The 17,007-nt window shown below is 35.0% G+C and carries 19 protein-coding genes, 2 pseudogenes and 1 riboswitch; of the genes and pseudogenes, 9 read left to right on the top strand and 12 right to left on the bottom strand.

All coding sequences use genetic code 11. The annotated features are described in order from the left end of the window. Positions 1 to 16: 16 nt before the first annotated feature. Positions 17 to 1,155 (bottom strand): annotated as a pseudogene (locus tag I6U49_RS16095) (IS3 family transposase). Positions 1,156 to 1,494: 339 nt separating this feature from the next. Then, positions 1,495 to 2,436, bottom strand: a complete 942-nt coding sequence (locus tag I6U49_RS16100) for an AraC family transcriptional regulator (protein WP_198629602.1) — start codon at positions 2,434 to 2,436, stop codon at positions 1,495 to 1,497. 1,070 nt (positions 2,437 to 3,506) lie between these two features. Here I6U49_RS16100 and I6U49_RS16105 point away from each other — a divergent pair. The 6 genes from I6U49_RS16105 (at position 3,507) to tenA (ending at position 8,756) form a co-directional block, all read left to right on the top strand. After that, a complete protein-coding gene (locus I6U49_RS16105; protein ID WP_198629603.1) occupies positions 3,507 to 3,854 on the top strand; it encodes a single-stranded DNA-binding protein in 348 nt (115 codons plus the stop codon). 103 nt (positions 3,855 to 3,957) lie between these two features. Next, positions 3,958 to 4,407, top strand: a complete 450-nt coding sequence (locus tag I6U49_RS16110) for a JAB domain-containing protein (RefSeq protein WP_198629604.1) — start codon at positions 3,958 to 3,960, stop codon at positions 4,405 to 4,407. A 1,292-nt stretch (positions 4,408 to 5,699) separates the two neighbouring features. Next, a riboswitch (TPP riboswitch) is annotated at positions 5,700 to 5,792 on the top strand. A 53-nt stretch (positions 5,793 to 5,845) separates the two neighbouring features. Next, a complete protein-coding gene (thiM, locus tag I6U49_RS16115; RefSeq protein ID WP_317191888.1) occupies positions 5,846 to 6,652 on the top strand; it encodes a hydroxyethylthiazole kinase in 807 nt (268 codons plus the stop codon). Continuing rightward, positions 6,645 to 7,280, top strand: coding sequence for a thiamine phosphate synthase (gene thiE / locus I6U49_RS16120; protein ID WP_198629605.1), 636 nt, complete (start codon positions 6,645 to 6,647; stop codon positions 7,278 to 7,280). Before thiM ends, thiE begins: the two co-directional genes overlap by 8 nt. Continuing rightward, on the top strand, positions 7,277 to 8,119 hold the full coding sequence (gene thiD / locus I6U49_RS16125) for a bifunctional hydroxymethylpyrimidine kinase/phosphomethylpyrimidine kinase (RefSeq protein WP_198629606.1): 843 nt from the start codon (positions 7,277 to 7,279) through the stop codon (positions 8,117 to 8,119). The genes thiE and thiD overlap by 4 nt, the downstream gene beginning before the upstream one ends. Then, entirely contained in the window at positions 8,103 to 8,756 is a 654-nt protein-coding gene (gene tenA, locus I6U49_RS16130; RefSeq protein ID WP_198629607.1) for a thiaminase II, read from the top strand. The genes thiD and tenA overlap by 17 nt, the downstream gene beginning before the upstream one ends. Positions 8,757 to 9,314: 558 nt before the next feature. Here tenA and I6U49_RS16135 read toward each other — a convergent pair. The 9 genes and pseudogenes from I6U49_RS16135 to I6U49_RS17240 all read right to left on the bottom strand — a co-directional run. Next, a pseudogene (locus tag I6U49_RS16135) lies at positions 9,315 to 10,436 on the bottom strand (DUF3875 domain-containing protein); the annotation flags it as partial. Then, on the bottom strand, positions 10,423 to 10,707 hold the full coding sequence (locus tag I6U49_RS16140; protein WP_198629608.1) for a hypothetical protein: 285 nt from the start codon (positions 10,705 to 10,707) through the stop codon (positions 10,423 to 10,425). The gene I6U49_RS16140 and the pseudogene I6U49_RS16135, both read right to left, overlap by 14 nt. Before the next feature lie 38 nt (positions 10,708 to 10,745). Continuing rightward, positions 10,746 to 11,033, bottom strand: coding sequence for a hypothetical protein (locus I6U49_RS16145; RefSeq protein ID WP_198629609.1), 288 nt, complete (start codon positions 11,031 to 11,033; stop codon positions 10,746 to 10,748). Positions 11,034 to 11,292: 259 nt separating this feature from the next. Then, positions 11,293 to 11,955, bottom strand: coding sequence for an ATPase (locus tag I6U49_RS16150; protein WP_198629610.1), 663 nt, complete (start codon positions 11,953 to 11,955; stop codon positions 11,293 to 11,295). After that, complete coding sequence (locus I6U49_RS17225; RefSeq protein ID WP_317191889.1) at positions 11,939 to 12,418, bottom strand: hypothetical protein; 480 nt, start codon at positions 12,416 to 12,418, stop codon at positions 11,939 to 11,941. Before I6U49_RS17225 ends, I6U49_RS16150 begins: the two co-directional genes overlap by 17 nt. Positions 12,419 to 12,532: 114 nt before the next feature. Further along, on the bottom strand, positions 12,533 to 12,691 hold the full coding sequence (locus tag I6U49_RS17230) for a hypothetical protein (protein WP_317191890.1): 159 nt from the start codon (positions 12,689 to 12,691) through the stop codon (positions 12,533 to 12,535). Positions 12,692 to 12,694: 3 nt separating this feature from the next. Then, complete coding sequence (locus I6U49_RS16160) at positions 12,695 to 12,964, bottom strand: helix-turn-helix domain-containing protein (protein WP_198629611.1); 270 nt, start codon at positions 12,962 to 12,964, stop codon at positions 12,695 to 12,697. Positions 12,965 to 13,346: 382 nt separating this feature from the next. Next, positions 13,347 to 13,565 carry an RteC domain-containing protein gene (locus I6U49_RS17235; protein ID WP_317191892.1) on the bottom strand — a complete coding sequence of 73 codons (219 nt, stop codon included), beginning with the start codon at positions 13,563 to 13,565 and terminating at the stop codon, positions 13,347 to 13,349. 26 nt (positions 13,566 to 13,591) lie between these two features. Further along, positions 13,592 to 14,026, bottom strand: a complete 435-nt coding sequence (locus I6U49_RS17240) for an RteC domain-containing protein (RefSeq protein ID WP_317191891.1) — start codon at positions 14,024 to 14,026, stop codon at positions 13,592 to 13,594. Positions 14,027 to 14,437: 411 nt separating this feature from the next. Between I6U49_RS17240 and I6U49_RS16170 the strand changes: the two genes are divergently transcribed. Both I6U49_RS16170 and I6U49_RS16175 read left to right on the top strand, forming a co-directional pair. Then, on the top strand, positions 14,438 to 15,484 hold the full coding sequence (locus I6U49_RS16170) for a helix-turn-helix domain-containing protein (RefSeq protein ID WP_232804747.1): 1,047 nt from the start codon (positions 14,438 to 14,440) through the stop codon (positions 15,482 to 15,484). 262 nt (positions 15,485 to 15,746) lie between these two features. Continuing rightward, on the top strand, positions 15,747 to 16,016 hold the full coding sequence (locus I6U49_RS16175; RefSeq protein ID WP_198629612.1) for a DUF6520 family protein: 270 nt from the start codon (positions 15,747 to 15,749) through the stop codon (positions 16,014 to 16,016). Positions 16,017 to 16,080: 64 nt separating this feature from the next. Here I6U49_RS16175 and I6U49_RS16180 read toward each other — a convergent pair whose 3' ends face one another. Beyond that, a complete protein-coding gene (locus tag I6U49_RS16180) occupies positions 16,081 to 16,437 on the bottom strand; it encodes a peptidase M16 family protein (RefSeq protein WP_198629613.1) in 357 nt (118 codons plus the stop codon). Positions 16,438 to 16,507: 70 nt separating this feature from the next. Between I6U49_RS16180 and tnpA the strand changes: the two genes are divergently transcribed. Next, entirely contained in the window at positions 16,508 to 16,939 is a 432-nt protein-coding gene (tnpA, locus tag I6U49_RS16185) for an IS200/IS605 family transposase (RefSeq protein WP_150314237.1), read from the top strand. The last annotated feature ends 68 nt before the right edge of the window (positions 16,940 to 17,007 follow it).

A 17,007-nucleotide genomic window follows, 5' to 3' on the forward strand; every position in this document is an offset into this window, starting at 1 on the left:
TGTAGCCTTCCCCAATTTAAGACAGGGCTAAATTCAATAAATTTTCATTAATATCATTCGATTCGGGGAAGAATTCTTCCCCGAATCGAGGTTTGTACTCCCTTGGTGATTTATTGCCCAGGGATTGATGCGGATGGTTATTATTGTAATCTTCCATCCATTTATTGCTTAAAGAACGCAATTGATGTAAATCATTAAACCAGTAAGCATCTAATATATCTTCTCTATAAAATCTATTTAAACGTTCTATATACCCGTTTTGCATTGGCTTACCTGGCTGGGTATACCGTATTTCCACACGTTTTCTATTGCACCATTGACTGAATGTTTTAGAGATAAACTCAGGGCCATTATCACAACGGATAGTTTGTGGTAATCCAATTTCTTCTTCTAATTGTTCTAAAGTCTCCACTAGCTTTCTAGCAGGATAGTTCAACCCTGGATCTACAGCCAGTACTTCTCGGTTGCAATCATCAATTATATTTAAGACACGTACCTTTCTGCCATCAGAAAGGACATCTGACATAAAATCCATACTCCAAACCTGATTCAATTGTTCAGTGGTCTCTAAAGGATGTTTTACCCTACCTGTAATGCGCTTTTTATGTTTGCGCCTTAGCTTAAGCTTCATCTGCCGGTATACTCGTAATACCCGTTTCCGGTTCCACTTATGGCCTTCGCGACGTATTCGTTTATAGTATTCATCAAAACCTCTGGTGGGCAACTCAGTGGCCAATTCAGAAAGTTTATCGATTACCTCATAATCGTCTCGCTTAGTCTGATAATACCACATCGAACGGGTTAAACCTACTACATTACAGGCTCGTTTTATGGAGACCTGGTACTCCTTGATCAAATAAACCGCTCTATGCTTCTTGTCGGAAGGCCTTAGAACTTTTTTGACAGTATATCTTTCAGCATTTGGTTATCTAGACTGGCATCGGCATACATCTGCTTGAGCTTGCGATTTTCTTCTTCCAACTCCTTAAGCCGTTTTAGCTCACTAGTTTCCATTCCACCATATTTCTTACGCCAATAATAGATAGTGCTTTTATCAATACCCAGTTCTCGAGCGATATCACCAACAGCTCGGCCTTGTTCGTTTTCTTTCAAGATCTTGATGATCTGACTTTCTGTAAATCTACTTTTTTTCATCGGACAGTTTATCGTTTTTAAAATTAACAATTTCGAATTTTAAACTGTCTTATTTTTAGGGAAGGCTACAGACGCTCCGGAGGATATACACTTCGAGTTGGGGAAGTTTCCTTTTTTTATTCGAAAAATAAATTGAACTTTAGAGTGATGTTCAATTAAACTTTTTAAAAGTAGGATTTCCTTGATGGATTTTTCCGCTTTATATTAAATGGATTTTATTACAAAAACAATTACTATGGATAAAAATGTTCATTTTTGAGGACATCACATTGTAGCGTTATATAGACAGTTTGGATATGAAAATTAAAATTCTCTTTTAGTTCTCTGAAAATATTCAATTCAATATTTTTCTTTGTATTCCTCCTCTTTAGCAAAAGATCCCGTGGCGCTTATAGGTTCCACGTATTGATTTGTATGATTTAGCTTATAAAACTTTTGGAATTGGCTAGGGGTCATGCCGCGAATAAGCTTAAACTGTCTATTAAAGTTAGAAATATTAGTAAAACCGGAATCATAACAAACAGCTAAAATTTTGTGTTTATTTTCCATTAAAAGTTTACAAGCGTAACCAATTCTAATTTCGTTTAAATATCTAGTAAAAGTTTTTTTATGAATTTTTTTAAAGAATCTACTAAAAGCAGAGGGATTCATCCTTGCAATCTCAGCCACTTTGTTTAGTTGAATTGGTTCGTCAAAATTTTTGAAAATATATTCATAAACTTTTTTTAAATTATTCGTTTCTTTTTGGTTAAAAGAGTTTATGAAGCCTTCGCTAGAGAGATATTCATAGGCTGTTGTATTTGAAAGGATATTTAAAAGCATTAATAATTTGCTCAGTCTCTCAACTCCTTGACAATACAGTAATTCTTTCATTATATTTTTAATTTCTTTAGTAGGTTTGTTAAATAACATTCCTTGTCTAGCTCTTTTCAGTAAATCAGCCACTTTAAATAATTCCGGAGCGTGAAGAAATTCAGAACCCAGAAAATCAAGCTTAAAGTGTACTGCAATAGCCTCAGCCTCTCTCTTAGAATCTCTTGTATAATATTCGGGCGCATTTAACCACATATGTGGTAGATTTTCACCAAGTAACACAAGTTGTCCTGGGACAAATGTTTCAATGCTATCACCTACAAAACGGGTTCCAGTACTTTTTATTAGAAGTACTAATTCTATTTCTGGGTGATAATGCCAAACCTTTAAAAGTGAAGGGTATTTGTGGTGACTTACCGAAAATGAATAATTATTACAACTTCTTCTGTCGACTAGGTGAAGTTTCATTGAAAAAAAATAAAATTCATATTTATGTTGATAAATATAGAAGTAATTTGTCTAAAATATAAATATAATCGAAAATTGATGGAGGTGAAAATTTAAAATTTTTCCAATGAATTTTAAATTTGTTTCCTTGAAGTTTACAACTCAAAAATTGAAGTGGATTAGTTGAAGTAAATATACGAGTATAGAATTTAATCGTATTAGAAATCTCATATGATAATACCCCACTGCACTTATACCTGAGTATCAATTTCCTGTTTTTATTAATTTTCCTATTTTTTCTAAAGTAATTTTTAGTATATCCTCTTCTCTAAAATTGATTAGTGATAACACCCTATATAGTTAATCAGCAATAAGATTTTCGTTGGTAGCTTACCTAAGTCACTTTAATCACATTATTGTTGAAAATTAGCTTTTGCTAGGTGTGGACAATAACTCAGAGTATTTAAAAATCATAAAAATGAACTATTGTTTGATATATTTTTACAATTTTATATCTGAAAATAAAACTTTATTATTTTGTGAAGGAAGTTAGTGAAAACTGAATTTTTTAATTACGGAGTCTTTGAATTTACAAACTGTTCTGCACATCCCATTGAATTTTATAGAAACCTATCACAATAGTGATGTGAATTTTAATGTGTAATTCTCTATGCCGCTGCAGTGAAAACACATACCCGCTAAATCGGAATTCGATTATTGAATTTACTTCGCTTTCGGTTGTTTTTCAATTTCAGTATTTCAATTTACTTCCCGGCCATTGCTGTCCTTACCTTTTTTGTAATGCAAAATACCAATATTTAGAAGTTAGTCCAGGTTGCATAAGCCAGTCGTCCCTCCTTTTTATAAACCTTCCCTAATTCTAAATATTGAAAATGTATCAGCATCAAAAAGGGTAACAGCAAACGGCACTATAGGAAGTAAATCAATAAATAAGAATTATGAAATCATTTCAAAACAACATATTCGGAAGCGAAGTAAAAAAATCAAAAAAGGAAAACGCTCCGGATATAATAAGTAAATCAATGTTTAATCAGTCTGCAAAGAAAAGCAGGTATCTAAATCTTTTAATTATGAGTAATCTAAAAAATCAAGTACAGTTAATTGGAAATGTGGGGAATGTCCCTGAAACCAAAAGCTTCGAGAGTGGTAAAAAAGTAAGCAGTTTTTCACTGGCAACCAATGAATACTACCACAAAGAAGGGGAGAAAATTCAACAAACCGACTGGCACAATGTCGTAGCCTGGGGAAAACAGGCAGAACTTATCGAAAAATATGTAGATAAAGGAAAAGAAGTCGCTATCCGCGGTAAACTAACTTCCAGGTCCTATGAGACCCAAAGCGGAGAAAAACGATTTGTTACCGAAATTTTAGTTAATGAAATCCTGTTTTTGGGAGGTAAAGAAAATTCCAGTTCCTAAGCTCTCGTGAACTTAATAATTCTCGATAATCGAGAAAAATAAAGAGGGCGTCATTGTCGAAAGTTTCGCCCTCTTTTAATTATTAACCCTTTAAAAGCTAATAATGAAAACCAAAGTTAATGAAATAGCGATAAGCTACAGCGGAAGTTTAAAGACAAATTTACTGCCTAAAATAACCTGCTCTCAAAGTGCTGCTGAATTAGCCTTTGAGCAGTGGAATAAAAATGAAATAGCACTGCAAGAAACTTTTAAAATAATGCTACTTAATAATGCGAATAAAGTAAAAGGTATTTACGAAGTTTCTAAAGGTGGCATTACCGGAACTCTGGTCGATGTGCGAATCTTATTCGCAGTAGTATTAAAATCGCTAACCACGGCAATAATTTTATTACACAATCACCCCAGCGGAACCCTTAGACCAAGTGAACCAGATAAAAGCCTGACCCGGAAAATTAAGAATGCCGCATTATTTTTTGATGTTAAAGTACTGGATCATATTATTCTTATTCCTGATGGTAATTACTACAGTTTTGCGGATGAGAGAATTCTGTGATTTAATCGGTAAATTCCATTCTGAATTAAAACACTTCTATTGTTAGAGGTGTTTTTTTAGTTCAAACATTTTTCGATCTATCTTACAAGAAAAGCAATTCTAAAACAGCACTATAAAAATAACCCTGTTGGTAGCTTTTATCAATCACCGAACATTTTAAAACTTCATTAAATAAAAAGGAAAATCCGCTGTTACCTGGACTTTCCTTTCTATCATCAAATGAAAAATTTAAATGATTATAAATATAACAAAAAAAATTCCTCGTTGCATATTCTTTGTCCCGATTTTATAAAAAAATGTATCTTTATTTCGCTGATCTTCAGCATTCAAATTTAAGCAGGTGTATTCATTTTTGACTTTCGCCGATAACCTGCACATCAATAAAATAGTAATCCGGAAATTTTTCCCGGGAATTGGCAAGTGGCTTTTGACTGTCTATAAGGACAGGCAACAGACCAAATTGTACGGAATTTTTGTCCCGCGCTGCGGGACGAAAAGGAGTAGCAAGAGGGTAACACGCTGCGCGATGTTATAGATGTTTAACTCTTTGAAATTCAAGTGTTTGAATAATTGAGCTCTTTTATTTTTCACGGAATTTGCGACAAATGCTCTCGTAGCCCCTGTAAATAGGTTATTTTTTGCGACAAATTTCACGGAAAAACAGAATTTCAAACCCATTCACCACTTTTACTTACACTTCGCAAAAGCTCCATTTCAGCAAAAGATGTTCATTACTAATTGTCTTGGACACGAGCCAAAAAGCTTTGAAGTTGAATGGTTAAATAAGATGATCCTAAAGGCTTTTTGACTCAAGTCCGCTCGGGCAGTAACTAAAATTCACCGATCCGGATTTCAGAGTTTGTTTTACAAAACTTCTAACATCACCTTACCTTTTGTTGCTAAAAAAACAAGCCCTGAAATTAACCGGAGTGCATAAACCGCAGGAAAGCTATTTATAACTCCTCTATAATTTAAAAGCTTGAACATAATAGGCATCAAAAGGTAATGTGAGGGCGCTGAAAGAAGTAAATGAAAATAGCAGAATGACCTATTTATCCTTATCTACCTATTATTTTCTTTTCAACCAGAAAAGGAAAATGCTTAAGATGAAAAAAGTAAATGCTATTACCTTCTAATAAAATCGATTAGCTGATTTAATAATAAACCTAAACCTTGATAATTTAATTTAGAACTATTGGAACTTATGTAAACGACTGAAATTCCAAATAGTAATGGTCGACCAAATTTCCTGAAATTTCAGTGCCATTTCATGAGATAATCTTTACTTTTGATATTGGCTTTAGGGGTATTCTAATAAGAATTGAGACAGTCCCTTTGAACCTGATTCGGTTAGTACCGGCGTAGGAAAAAGTTTTACCACCTTGTCATTCCTCTAAAGGAATAGTCCTTCAGCCATTTATTATACCTAAAACTATAAATGATGAAAGAAAATCTCTGGAATAATATTAAGCAGCTTAAAAAAGAATCTCCCCTTGTTCATAGCATAACCAATTATGTAGTGATGAACAATACGGCGAATGCTTTATTAGCCGCAGGCGCCTCTCCTATTATGGCTCATGCGCATTCAGAAATGGAGGATATGATGAGTATTTGCCAGGCTTTAGTGGTGAATATCGGGACGCTGGATGAGTATTGGGTAACAGCCATGAAAAAAGCGGTACACCAGACCAGGCAACTTGAAAAGCCTTGGGTTTTAGATCCTGTGGGGGCCGGAGCCACTCCATATCGCGATGAAGTTTTAGCTGAATTACTTCTATTAAATCCTACTGTTATTCGAGGGAACGCTTCAGAAATAATGGCATTGGCAAAGCATAATTCCACCCACACGAAAGGAGTAGATAGTTCTGCTGAAAGTAATGAGGCTGTACTGGCTGCTAAGTTTTTAGTAGAGAAATACCACTGTACCGTATGTATTTCAGGAGCTACCGACATTATTTTAAACCATGAAAAAGAAATCCACCTTTATAACGGTCATGAACTAATGTCAAAAATTACGGGAATGGGTTGTACTGCCACTGCTCTGGTAGCTGCTTTTTCTGCAGTAATTAAGGATACGATGCAGGCAACAATTTCGGCTATGGCGCTTTTAGGAGTGGTTGGTGAACTTGCTGCAAAAGAAAGTAAAGGGCCTGGAAGTCTACAAATGAACATCCTGGATCACCTCCACACCATTTCTGAACAGGATTTTAATTCCACCTTAAGGTTAGAAAAAAAACATGGTTAAAAAAGAATTTCCATATCAATTGTACCTGGTTATTTCTGAAGAAGCCTGTGTACATCATTCATATTTGAAAGTGGTAGAACAAGCTGTAAAAGGAGGTGTAGATCTTGTTCAGTTAAGAGAAAAAAATGCTTCCACTAAAGAGTTTCTTCAAAAGGCTATTCTCCTCAAAAACTTATTAGATAAATATCACGTTCCACTAATTATAAACGATCATTTAGAAGTTGCCAAAAAAGTAGAAGCTTTTGGAATACACGTAGGAACGTCCGATGTTTCTCCCACGCAAATTAGAAAGGATTGGCAAAAAGTAAATTGTATAGGCTATTCTATTGAAGCCCTTCAACAACTAACCACGCAAGAGACACAGGTGGCAGATTATCTAGGAATAAGCCCCATCTTTAGTACACCTACTAAAACTGATACAATTATTGAATGGGGATTAAGCGGAATTGAAGACATACGCGCTATTACCAATAAACCTTTAGTCGCCATTGGACAAATGAATGCAGGAAATGCGCAGGAAATTATAAAAGCCGGGGCTAATTGTATTGCCGTCGTTTCTGCCATTTGTGCTGCTAAAAATCCCGCTAAAGCTGCCGAGCAATTAAGAAACGAAATAGAAAAAGCATGAGTCTTAAAAAATATAATTATCCATCGGTACTAGCTATTGCAGGTTTTGATGGCAGTGGTGGTGCAGGCATTCAGGCAGATATAAAAACTATTTCTGCCCTGGGATGCTATGCCACTTCTGTTCTTACCGCATTGCCCATTCAAAATACCACCGGCGTTAAATCTATTTTTAGCATTCCTGAACAAACCGTGGGAGATCAACTGGATACTATTTTAGAGGATATTTTTCCAGCTTCCATAAAAATTGGAATGGTTCATTCTTCTAAATTAGTAGAAATTATAGTAGATAAGTTGAAACCTTATCCTCAAACTCCTATTATTTTTGATCCGGTAATGGTAGCTACCAGCGGACATCAATTAATTGAAGATAATACGATACAATCCATTATCCAGCAGCTATTCCCTATTTCTGATGTAATCACTCCAAATTTAGATGAGGCAGCTATTTTGGCCGGAATGAAAATAGAGTCTATTGATGAGATGCGAATTGCCGGAAAAAAGATTATGAAACTCGGCTGTAAATCATTGCTTTTAAAGGGTGGACATTTAGAATCTGAAGAGCTTACTTCCCTCTATTTTTCTCCCAATGGAACTATTGAAAGTTTTGAGTTCCCAAAATTTAGAACCAACAACACCCATGGTTCGGGTTGTACACTTTCTTCGGCAATTGCTTCTTATCTCGCGCAGAAAAAAAACTTACCAGAAGCGGTAAGATTGGGGCAAGAATATATTCATAAAGCTATTTATCATGGAAAAGACGTGGTAATAGGAAAAGGCAACGGGCCGGTAAATCATTTTTTTAACCCTCAAAAACTTATTAAGCATGAAATGGACAGCTAAAGCCTGGAAAGAAATTGAACCCATTTATCAAAAGATAATTGAGATGCCCTTTATTGAAGAGCTTCAAAATGGAACACTTCCACTAGAAAAATTTCAATTTTATATGGGGCAAGATGCTTTTTATCTTGAAAATTTTGCCCGTAGTTTAGCTTTAATTGGAGCGCGAGCTCAAGACACTTCTAAAGCCCTAGCCTTTATAAGATTTGCTGAAGGAGCTATTGTGGTAGAAAAAGCTTTGCATGATTCCTATTTTGAGGAGTATGGTCTAACCCAACGCGGAAGTATTTCGCCTACCACACATCATTATATAAATTTTTTAAAAAGCACCTCTGCACTAGACCAGGTAGAGGTTGCGATGGCAGCGGTTTTACCTTGTTTTTGGATCTACAAAGAAGTAGGCGATTACATTTACAAAAATCAAATAAGCGCAAAAAATCCTTACCAAAAATGGATAGCGACCTATGCTGGAGAAGAGTTTGAAGAATTGGTCATTAGTGCCAAGCAAATTTGTGACGAGGTTGCTGAAAATTGTACTGAATCACAACAAGAACTCATGATTCAAGCCTTTATTTCAGCCAGTAGGTTAGAATTTATGTTTTGGGATAGCGCGTACCACTTGAAAAACTGGGAAATATAGTGAAGCTTCACCGATTTTAGTCAGGCAAGTAATAATTTTGAAATGCTTGTTGGGAAAATAGTGGGATTTTATTAATAATGATATAGAAGGTGTCGTTTTCGATTATCCTGGCAACGAAAACTTTAAAAGTTAAAGCTGAAAATTATTCAGGAAAATCTAAATCGAGATGATGAAAATTCCTTGAGTATTATGACCTGGGAAAATCAAAGCTATTATTGGTATCAACTTTTAGAGGAAGTTTTATTTTAGAGAAAATGCTTAAATGTTCTAAACTTTTCCCCATAAACATCTCTTTTTGTTTTGCGACCACCGGGAGTAATCAAGATTGTCCTCACAAGCACACATTTATTATTTTTTAAAAGGCACTTGTTTGAGTTAGAAGGAAAAGACTTTCTTAATGTATTAATATTTTTCCTATCTTTATAACACCAAAGACGATCAAATTATATAACTTTTATAGTTCTTTCTAGTTTAGTGAATGATTCGGTGAATATATACAGAATTAAAGATAAGAAGTCGCGGTTTTAAAGAGCTGAAGTAACTTGAAAAGCTTCCTGCCACATAGAGATCTTCATCGGAAAAATTGGAAGAACAACAGCAGTAGCTGTTCAGCAGGTAATTCTTGCGTTCCTCGCCTCGTGGAGCATAAGGGAGAATATCCAGTTCCTTGAACTCAGTTTTAATTTTAGAGGCAATGCCTTCCAAATTATCAGGGTCACGCTCCCAAAAGATGACATTAAGATGACCCCGGATAATCCGCGCGTTATCATCGCTATTAATTTTTTCCAGAATTTCCTGGATCTTTCCTAAAATGACTTTGTTTTGAGATCCAAAATTCGAACTCTTGCTGAGCTCTTCCACTTTTTTATCCAGTAGCTTGCGCCACTTGTGTTTATCATCCAGATATAATATCTGGTTGACTATATGATTCTCTCTTAAATGAAGCCCCAACCCATCAATAAATCCCTGGTGAAATACGAAATCATCAGATGTGAATTTCTCATTGGTTTTGCTGGACTGTACCCTTTCGCCAAAGCACAGCTCGCTATTGATAGCCAGGGCATCAAAATAATTGTCCCCCGTTTGAATATGTTGTTTTTCGAGTAGGATATCCGTATCGAAACCTTCATTAAAACCATTATAATATTCGGTAGTGAGATTGGTGATTTCTTCTGGTGGTAATGTTTTTATAGAAATCTTTCGGTTGTTAGCGATAAAGGAAACACAATCGTTTACAGAGCCGATAAAGCTTTTAAGGCTGGCCTCCAATTCCCTTATAACTTCTTTGGAGACTTTTCGAAAAGGGTTTACATATTTGGCGTTGTTTAAAGCTTTGTTCCTGGTCAGGGTAAAAAATATTAAAGAGCGGTGCGCTATATACTCCCGATCTTTAAAATAATCACTCGTAGCCTTTTCCAAAAAGGTTTTGTTTGGAAGTGCCGTTGCAGTGAATGCTTTCTTCTCATAAATATCCTGCTTGTGGACTACGGTACCCACCGGCAGGGATTTAAACGCCTGGAACCAGGTAGCATGCAAATCTTCAAAATCTTTTTCCGACTGGGAATAAACTTCAGGCAGGTCGAGCTGATAACATAACACCACATTGCCATTACTGGCAAAAATGATATTATCCCTGATATCCACAATTGGCCAATTAGATGAAAGACTAATCTTCTTCATAATTGATATTTGAATTTCTTTTGTTACTAATCATTTTGGGAAATGCGCCTGTCATTTGTAGAAACTCCAGGAGCCTGCTGATACGGTTTAACCCGATATATAGAAATGCATTAAAGAGCAGGGCACTGAAAATTACTCCCAGGCTGAAGGAAAATATAATGACCAGCAGGGATGCGATAACCGATAGCATCATCAGGGCAAATAAGGGAAGGGAAAGACCAAAGATGACAGCACCCTTGCGAATGTTTCTATAAGGTTCATACTTTTTCATAACTGTTCTATTATTTGTTTTAAATAGGGCTTAGCCATTTAAACTACAATGCTGATCAAATAAGTGAAGATGCCTACCACGGCACCCGCAATAAGTACAAAGACTAAGACACGGGTAATTCCTTTTTTGAGGTCGGAGTTCTCCCCAAAGAAGTGGCCGGCGTTAAAAAGAAATCCCACCAGAAAGATTATTCCCAGGATAATAGGAAATATAGCCCTGATGGTATCAGCTATATCATTAACCGAATTTTCAATTCCTCCTATTTGTGCAAAAAGACTATTTGAAAGGAATAAGAAAAAGAATGCCAAAAAGATCGATTTTTTCATAACGGAAAAGTTTAAAAAATTAGTCTCGTTTTCGTTATGTGAAAATTATGAATTTAGTGGCTTAAATAATTGAAAATCAATAAATTGTAAATAAAATATTATTTATAGTTAGTTGATTGTCAATGCTTTCATTTAGCATTAAATTTTATGCTATTTTAAAATTGGGTTGTTGATAACTTGAGATGTGGAAAGGGAAGCGGAGTGCAAAAACGTCAATTTTGTGATTTTTTTTCTAAAACTATACTTTAATGGAGGAATCTTACTTCCTTTTATCTCCAGCATTTTTATCAAAGGCTATTAAATTAAATAGCTCACGCATCCTGCTACGGACACGGTTACCGTAGCGCTCTTCAAGTTCCTCAGCATTCAAATTGGTAGTAGCGTGGGTTTTGATATTCTTTTTTGTGTTGATATATAACTCATGTCTGGATAATAACACTTCCCCCATCACATTAAGATCTTTTCCATAAAATCTGCCGGGAGGTTCCACACCTAAATCATCAAAACAAAAAAACTTAGAGTTTCCATAATCTTCTATAGTTTTATATCCCAAATGATTAAAACTAAAGCTTACATTACGACAAGGAATCATTTCGTAAGGGCGTTGTGCTGGAACCAGGTGCTTTAATAATTTCATTAGAGAGGTTTTACCGCAGCCCACAGGTCCTGAAAGTAAGATTCCCTTATTGATGTCAATATCAAATCTTTTACAAGTAGCCTCATCACGTATGAAGTACGATGTGAGTTTTAATAGAACAGCTTTATCTTTTTTATATATTTTAAAGTGTTTACCGAATAGTAATTTTCCTTTGGCATTGAGATAAATCAAAATTTTGGAGAAGTCGTAATGTACATAATTCCCATCCAATTTGCCTATTGAATATTCCACGCCACCTTCGGTAATTTTAGAGGGGTTGTCCATAATCTTTATTTTTAGTGGTTCTTAGGTTGTCCCTAAAATGGGATGCTTGTTTTTTATTTAATCTATTTTTCTCTTTTATAAGCGCCTTTTGATGTACCCAATATTTTGCTAAAGCTCGCCAGTCTCTCACCTTAGAACCATCGCTTGTCTGCCACTGCCTGTCTTCATAGTACTCGTAAAACTCTTTTCCATCATCAGGATTAAAATTTTTATCATTAAAAAAATCTAAAACTATCTGCAAGCTGTTTGGATGTTTATTATGTTTTATAGGTTTAGTATTGTTTATAGTAGATACCAATACTTGTCCACCTGAGGGACGCTGCGAGTACACAGCTTGTTCATTATTGGGAGGGTACTGGTTCGTTACTGGTTCTCGTATGGGATGGTAGCGTTCCGCAAGTTGTTCTAATTTGAGATCGTAGTGTCCTTCATCTGGTTCATCACTTGTCCCAATAATGGCCATCTTAATTTTACTCCCTTTGTATGGATTATTAGAAGGATAATACCTTAGGTACTCCCAGGAGTCGAGATCGGTAACGCAGCGATGGTAAGTAGATTTTGAACCGATCTTGGCTACTTACATTAAATCCCTTCGGTTTACAAAAAAATCCGGTGCAAACCTACTGCTATTCCATTCCTGAAATAAGGCCATATACAAACTAATATGGGTTGGATTTAATCGATTATCAAAATAGAACTTCTCAAAAGCTGCGTTTAAAAGCTTTATATAATTCATTGCTTAGTATTCTAAATGATGTATACGATTCTCTTCCATGACCTTCTGGATTTCTGCTGCATCGTAATAAATGATACCACCTATTTTGGTATAGGGAAGCGTGCCATTTACTCGTAAATTCTGAAGGGTTCCCGGACTTATTTGTAAGTAATACATGACTTCCGAGTTTTTTATTTTACCTGTTTTTTGTTGGTTCAGCAGTTGCTTAATGTCTTCGAGTAACTCCATTTTGAAATCCTGAAGATCGTCTGTGGTAATAATTGATGTTGGCATAATAGAACAAATTTTATGGCTTGGAACATTGTATTTGTTTGTTCCTGACCTGGTTTATAATTGTTCTATAAAATTGAAATTTACCCTTGAGAACTCTTGTATAGGAGTAACGTAACTACGTAATAATTTAACGTTTCATAGTTTTTGATATGATTTGACATAATTTGGTAAATTCAGTGTCTTCAAAAAAGAATTTAGGGTAGGAAATAATGGACAAATCCGAAAACACTTAACTACGTGATTCCTTACGTGTTTTTATAATAAAAAATAAAAGAAGATTGAACGTGTTTGCACTCTTTTGCAAGAATCGAAAAGTATTGGATAATGATATGGAGAAAGATAATTTACAAGCAGGGCAGGGGTATAGGGTTAATTGGCGCTTTTAATCATCATCCTTATTCATTTTGGCCTCAAGCAGCATTATTAATAGAATTAAGAATTTAGCGCGGTCACCTTTTCGAGCTTTAATATTGGAGTAGGTTTTATAGGGATTATCCAGCTTGATATTAAAAATATCTTCGAAAGCCTTACAAATGATGATAATGTCGGTCGTTCCGTGGTTTAAATAACCACTGGCAAATAAGGCATAAATAAGTTCAATTAAATCGGTTTTTCCGCCTGACCATACTAACTACTGCCGGGCTCTAGCCGTTCTAATTGTTCTCGGATATAATGAATATAACGATACACAGCCTGTACTTTGGCCCAGAGCATATCGTGACTGGTAGAAAACTCAGGATTTTCGTAATAATTAATGGAAGGGCTGAGGGAAAAGTCCACCTGACCCTGACGGCTAAAAAACTGATGATCCAAATAACTATGGTTATGTTCCATATAATGAACAAAACCGTTATTAGTAGAAAAGAACTTGTTAATTTTTTTGATTTCCTTTTTTAGAAATCTAATCTTATTGGAATTTCCTGCTTTTGGCAAAAGGAGTTCACAGGAACGAACCTCTGTGAAATAGATCAGGTAACTCATTGGGTAGGGTTTGATGTTTTTGAAAAAATTAATTTCCTGTTGACTATCCTCAAAATCTTCCCGGTCCAACAACTTTTGCAATCGGGATAAGATTTTGATACAAAGATTTATGCCGCATTCAGGCTTTTTCAAATCGGAATCCTCCGACTTGATTAGGTCTTCAACCTTTTGGCTAAATGTCGACATAGTCTTTTCGAACATGCTAGTAGTAAATGAAAATATATAAAATCGTCTTTTTTGGGCTCTTTTCAAGTTTGGTTTTGTTTAGATATATTATACCAGGGGACCCTAATTGGTAATAAATTAGCTCAAATTATATGCATTGAGATGTTAAAACCGGAAAAAATGCTAAATATTAATGAATTTCACAAGTTTACTTCCAGAATGTATAAGTATTAATTAATTTTTATCTTTTATGTTTGATATGTGTAAAACTGGTTCTTCCAGATACTCCCTTAAAAAAACCTACTTAACTCATATAAACAGCCCCTTATGTTTAAAGGTAAGTATGGTACATATTGGATTGATGATGGTATTCTTTTCGTAGATTATAAGCCAGATCTTATAGTCTCACTAAAAGTTGCCAAAAGAATTGCACGCGACCGGAAGGAATATCAGGAGAATAAGGAATATCCGGTTTTTTGTAATCTTGACGGTATTATTGGAGCACACTCAGATGCCCGGCACTACCTTGTTCAAGAAGGTACATTGCTAATAAATGCCCTGGCACTTCATTCCAAATCTCCAGTTGCTATCCGGCTTACCGAATTCTATCTCAAAATTCACGATCATAAAATACCGACTCAGATTTTTAAACATAAAAACCAAGCTATGGTGATCCGAACGGCGAACTTTCTGTTGGACAAAAATTTAAGGGTGATGGATTATAGCTATAAGAGTCCTGGTAATATTGAAGTTGCCGAAAATAATATTTTAGGCAAAGCATTTTCTGAACTACTTGTTAGAAAATTTCAGGATCCTTGGGAGAAAAAAATACTAAAGTTCATAGCAGGCAAAGAACAATCTTTTAATATCCGTCTGGAATATCATTTTGATGAACTACTAAAAATAAATTTGCATACTGTTGTCTCGAGGTTAACTGGTATACTGGAGGAAAAATATATAGTGACTTCTTATCTTATGGATGGTTCTAAAGATTTTTTCTCAGAATTACCAGAAAATTCCGGAATCAAAACGTTTTCAAAATGGGAACAAAAATTATTTCACGAAATCCATATCTATATTATTCACCATTTGGATGAGCCTCCTAAAACTTTAGATCAATTAGCAATGTTTTTTAATACTAATGAATATAAAATAAAGACTGGGTTCAAAGAGATTTTTGGATGTACCCCAACGCAATATTATAATAAGCAGCGCATCCGGGAGTATAAAATACTCATTGAAAATACGAGTCTCTTCCTAACGGAAATTTCAATTAAGATGGGCTTTAGTTCTTACCCCCATTTTTCGAAGAGTTTTAAAAAGGAAACTCATGTAACTCCCAGGTTTTACAAAAAAATTACCCGAAATTCATAAAATTTGGGTGAATTTATACTGATCTGACAAGTTTACCTCCACTTTGGCTAAATATTTTTACTGATATTTACATTGTTGATGATCAATATAATAAAAGCTTTTAGAACGGAATTATGGAAGAATGCAGTTGAGACATAAAAATCTATAAGCACTACTTCACTTTAAGTAACGATCCCAAAGATATTATTGCGCGATGATGCAGGTGGAAGCCGATTACCTGCTTTACAACGGCATTATTTATTAACCTATAAATTTTAATACAGTGAAAAATTTAAAATTAATTTTACCGATGATGGCAATCATATTTGCCATAGGATTGATGTTTGCAACTTCTAATATAGAAGCGGATCCAAATAATGATTATGTATTAACCTCCGAGGGGGTAGTTACAATCCAGGAAATAGATTGTGGTCTCGGCGATAATCAGTGCAGGGCGCAATTAGAAGAAGGAGGTCCTGTTTATGATGTCTTTGATGATCCTTCCCTTACCATGCCTAAAGAGGGTAGTGGAAGTATTACTCGTCTTTACTAGTGAAATAGGAGTTTAATAATTAAAGCAAACCGGGCAAAAGTCCCGGTTTGTTCTTGTTTTCTAACTAATTTTTGTTTCTATCATTCATTGCAAATTCAAAAAAGTGTTTTTCTTTTAAATATTTTTGAGCAGTTTCTCTAATATCTTCAGGAGTTATTTTTTCTATGAAATTCTCCTTTTCTTCATCTTCAATTAGAGGTGCCCCGAAACGATAATGAAGGTATAATTTTTCACTTATTGATTTGTTGCTTTTAGCCCTGCCTTTAGAATCATAAAGATATTTTTTACGCTTTAAACACTTGGCAAGAAATTCCTCCGTAATTAATTCTTTTTTTAACTCGGAAATAATAATCCTATAATCTTCCCTGATCAACGGCAGTTCCTCAGGAATACAATCAAAAATTGCGTTTATTGGTCTCAAAAAAGGGATTTAAACCCTGCAATTTTATTGCAGTACTTTAGTAGTGCGAAAAAATCTATATTTTGGTACTATGAGTTATCAAAGAAAAGGCTCTCATACGGTAAGTTATTTAACGTGCCATATTGTTTGGGTTACAAAATATCGGTACAAGGTACTTCGAGGAGATGTTCAAACTCGTTGTCGTGAACTTTTAATCCAAATATGTGAAGCTGAAGGTATAGAGATACTGAAAGGAGTAGTGAGTTCGGATCACGTTCATATGCACATTGAATATACTCCAAAATTGAATGTAAGTAGCATATTGAAAAAACTCAAAGGACGAACTTCAAGGAAACTTCAACAAGAGTTTCCAAAACTGAAAGAGCGTTATTGGGGGCAACATTTTTGGGCAAGCGGTTATGGAGTTTGGAGTACTGGGAATATTACGGATAAAATGGTCAATGAATATTTGGAACATCACCGTCGAGATTCGAGTGATAATTCCAATTTTATATTGGAATAGTAAAAGGGGACTTTCAGTCCCCAGTATTAATAAACCTCTGCACTTTTAGTGCAGAGTTGTTTAGTTTA

This window comes from Salegentibacter maritimus, assembly GCF_016236915.1.
Lineage (GTDB): Bacteria > Bacteroidota > Bacteroidia > Flavobacteriales > Flavobacteriaceae > Salegentibacter > Salegentibacter maritimus.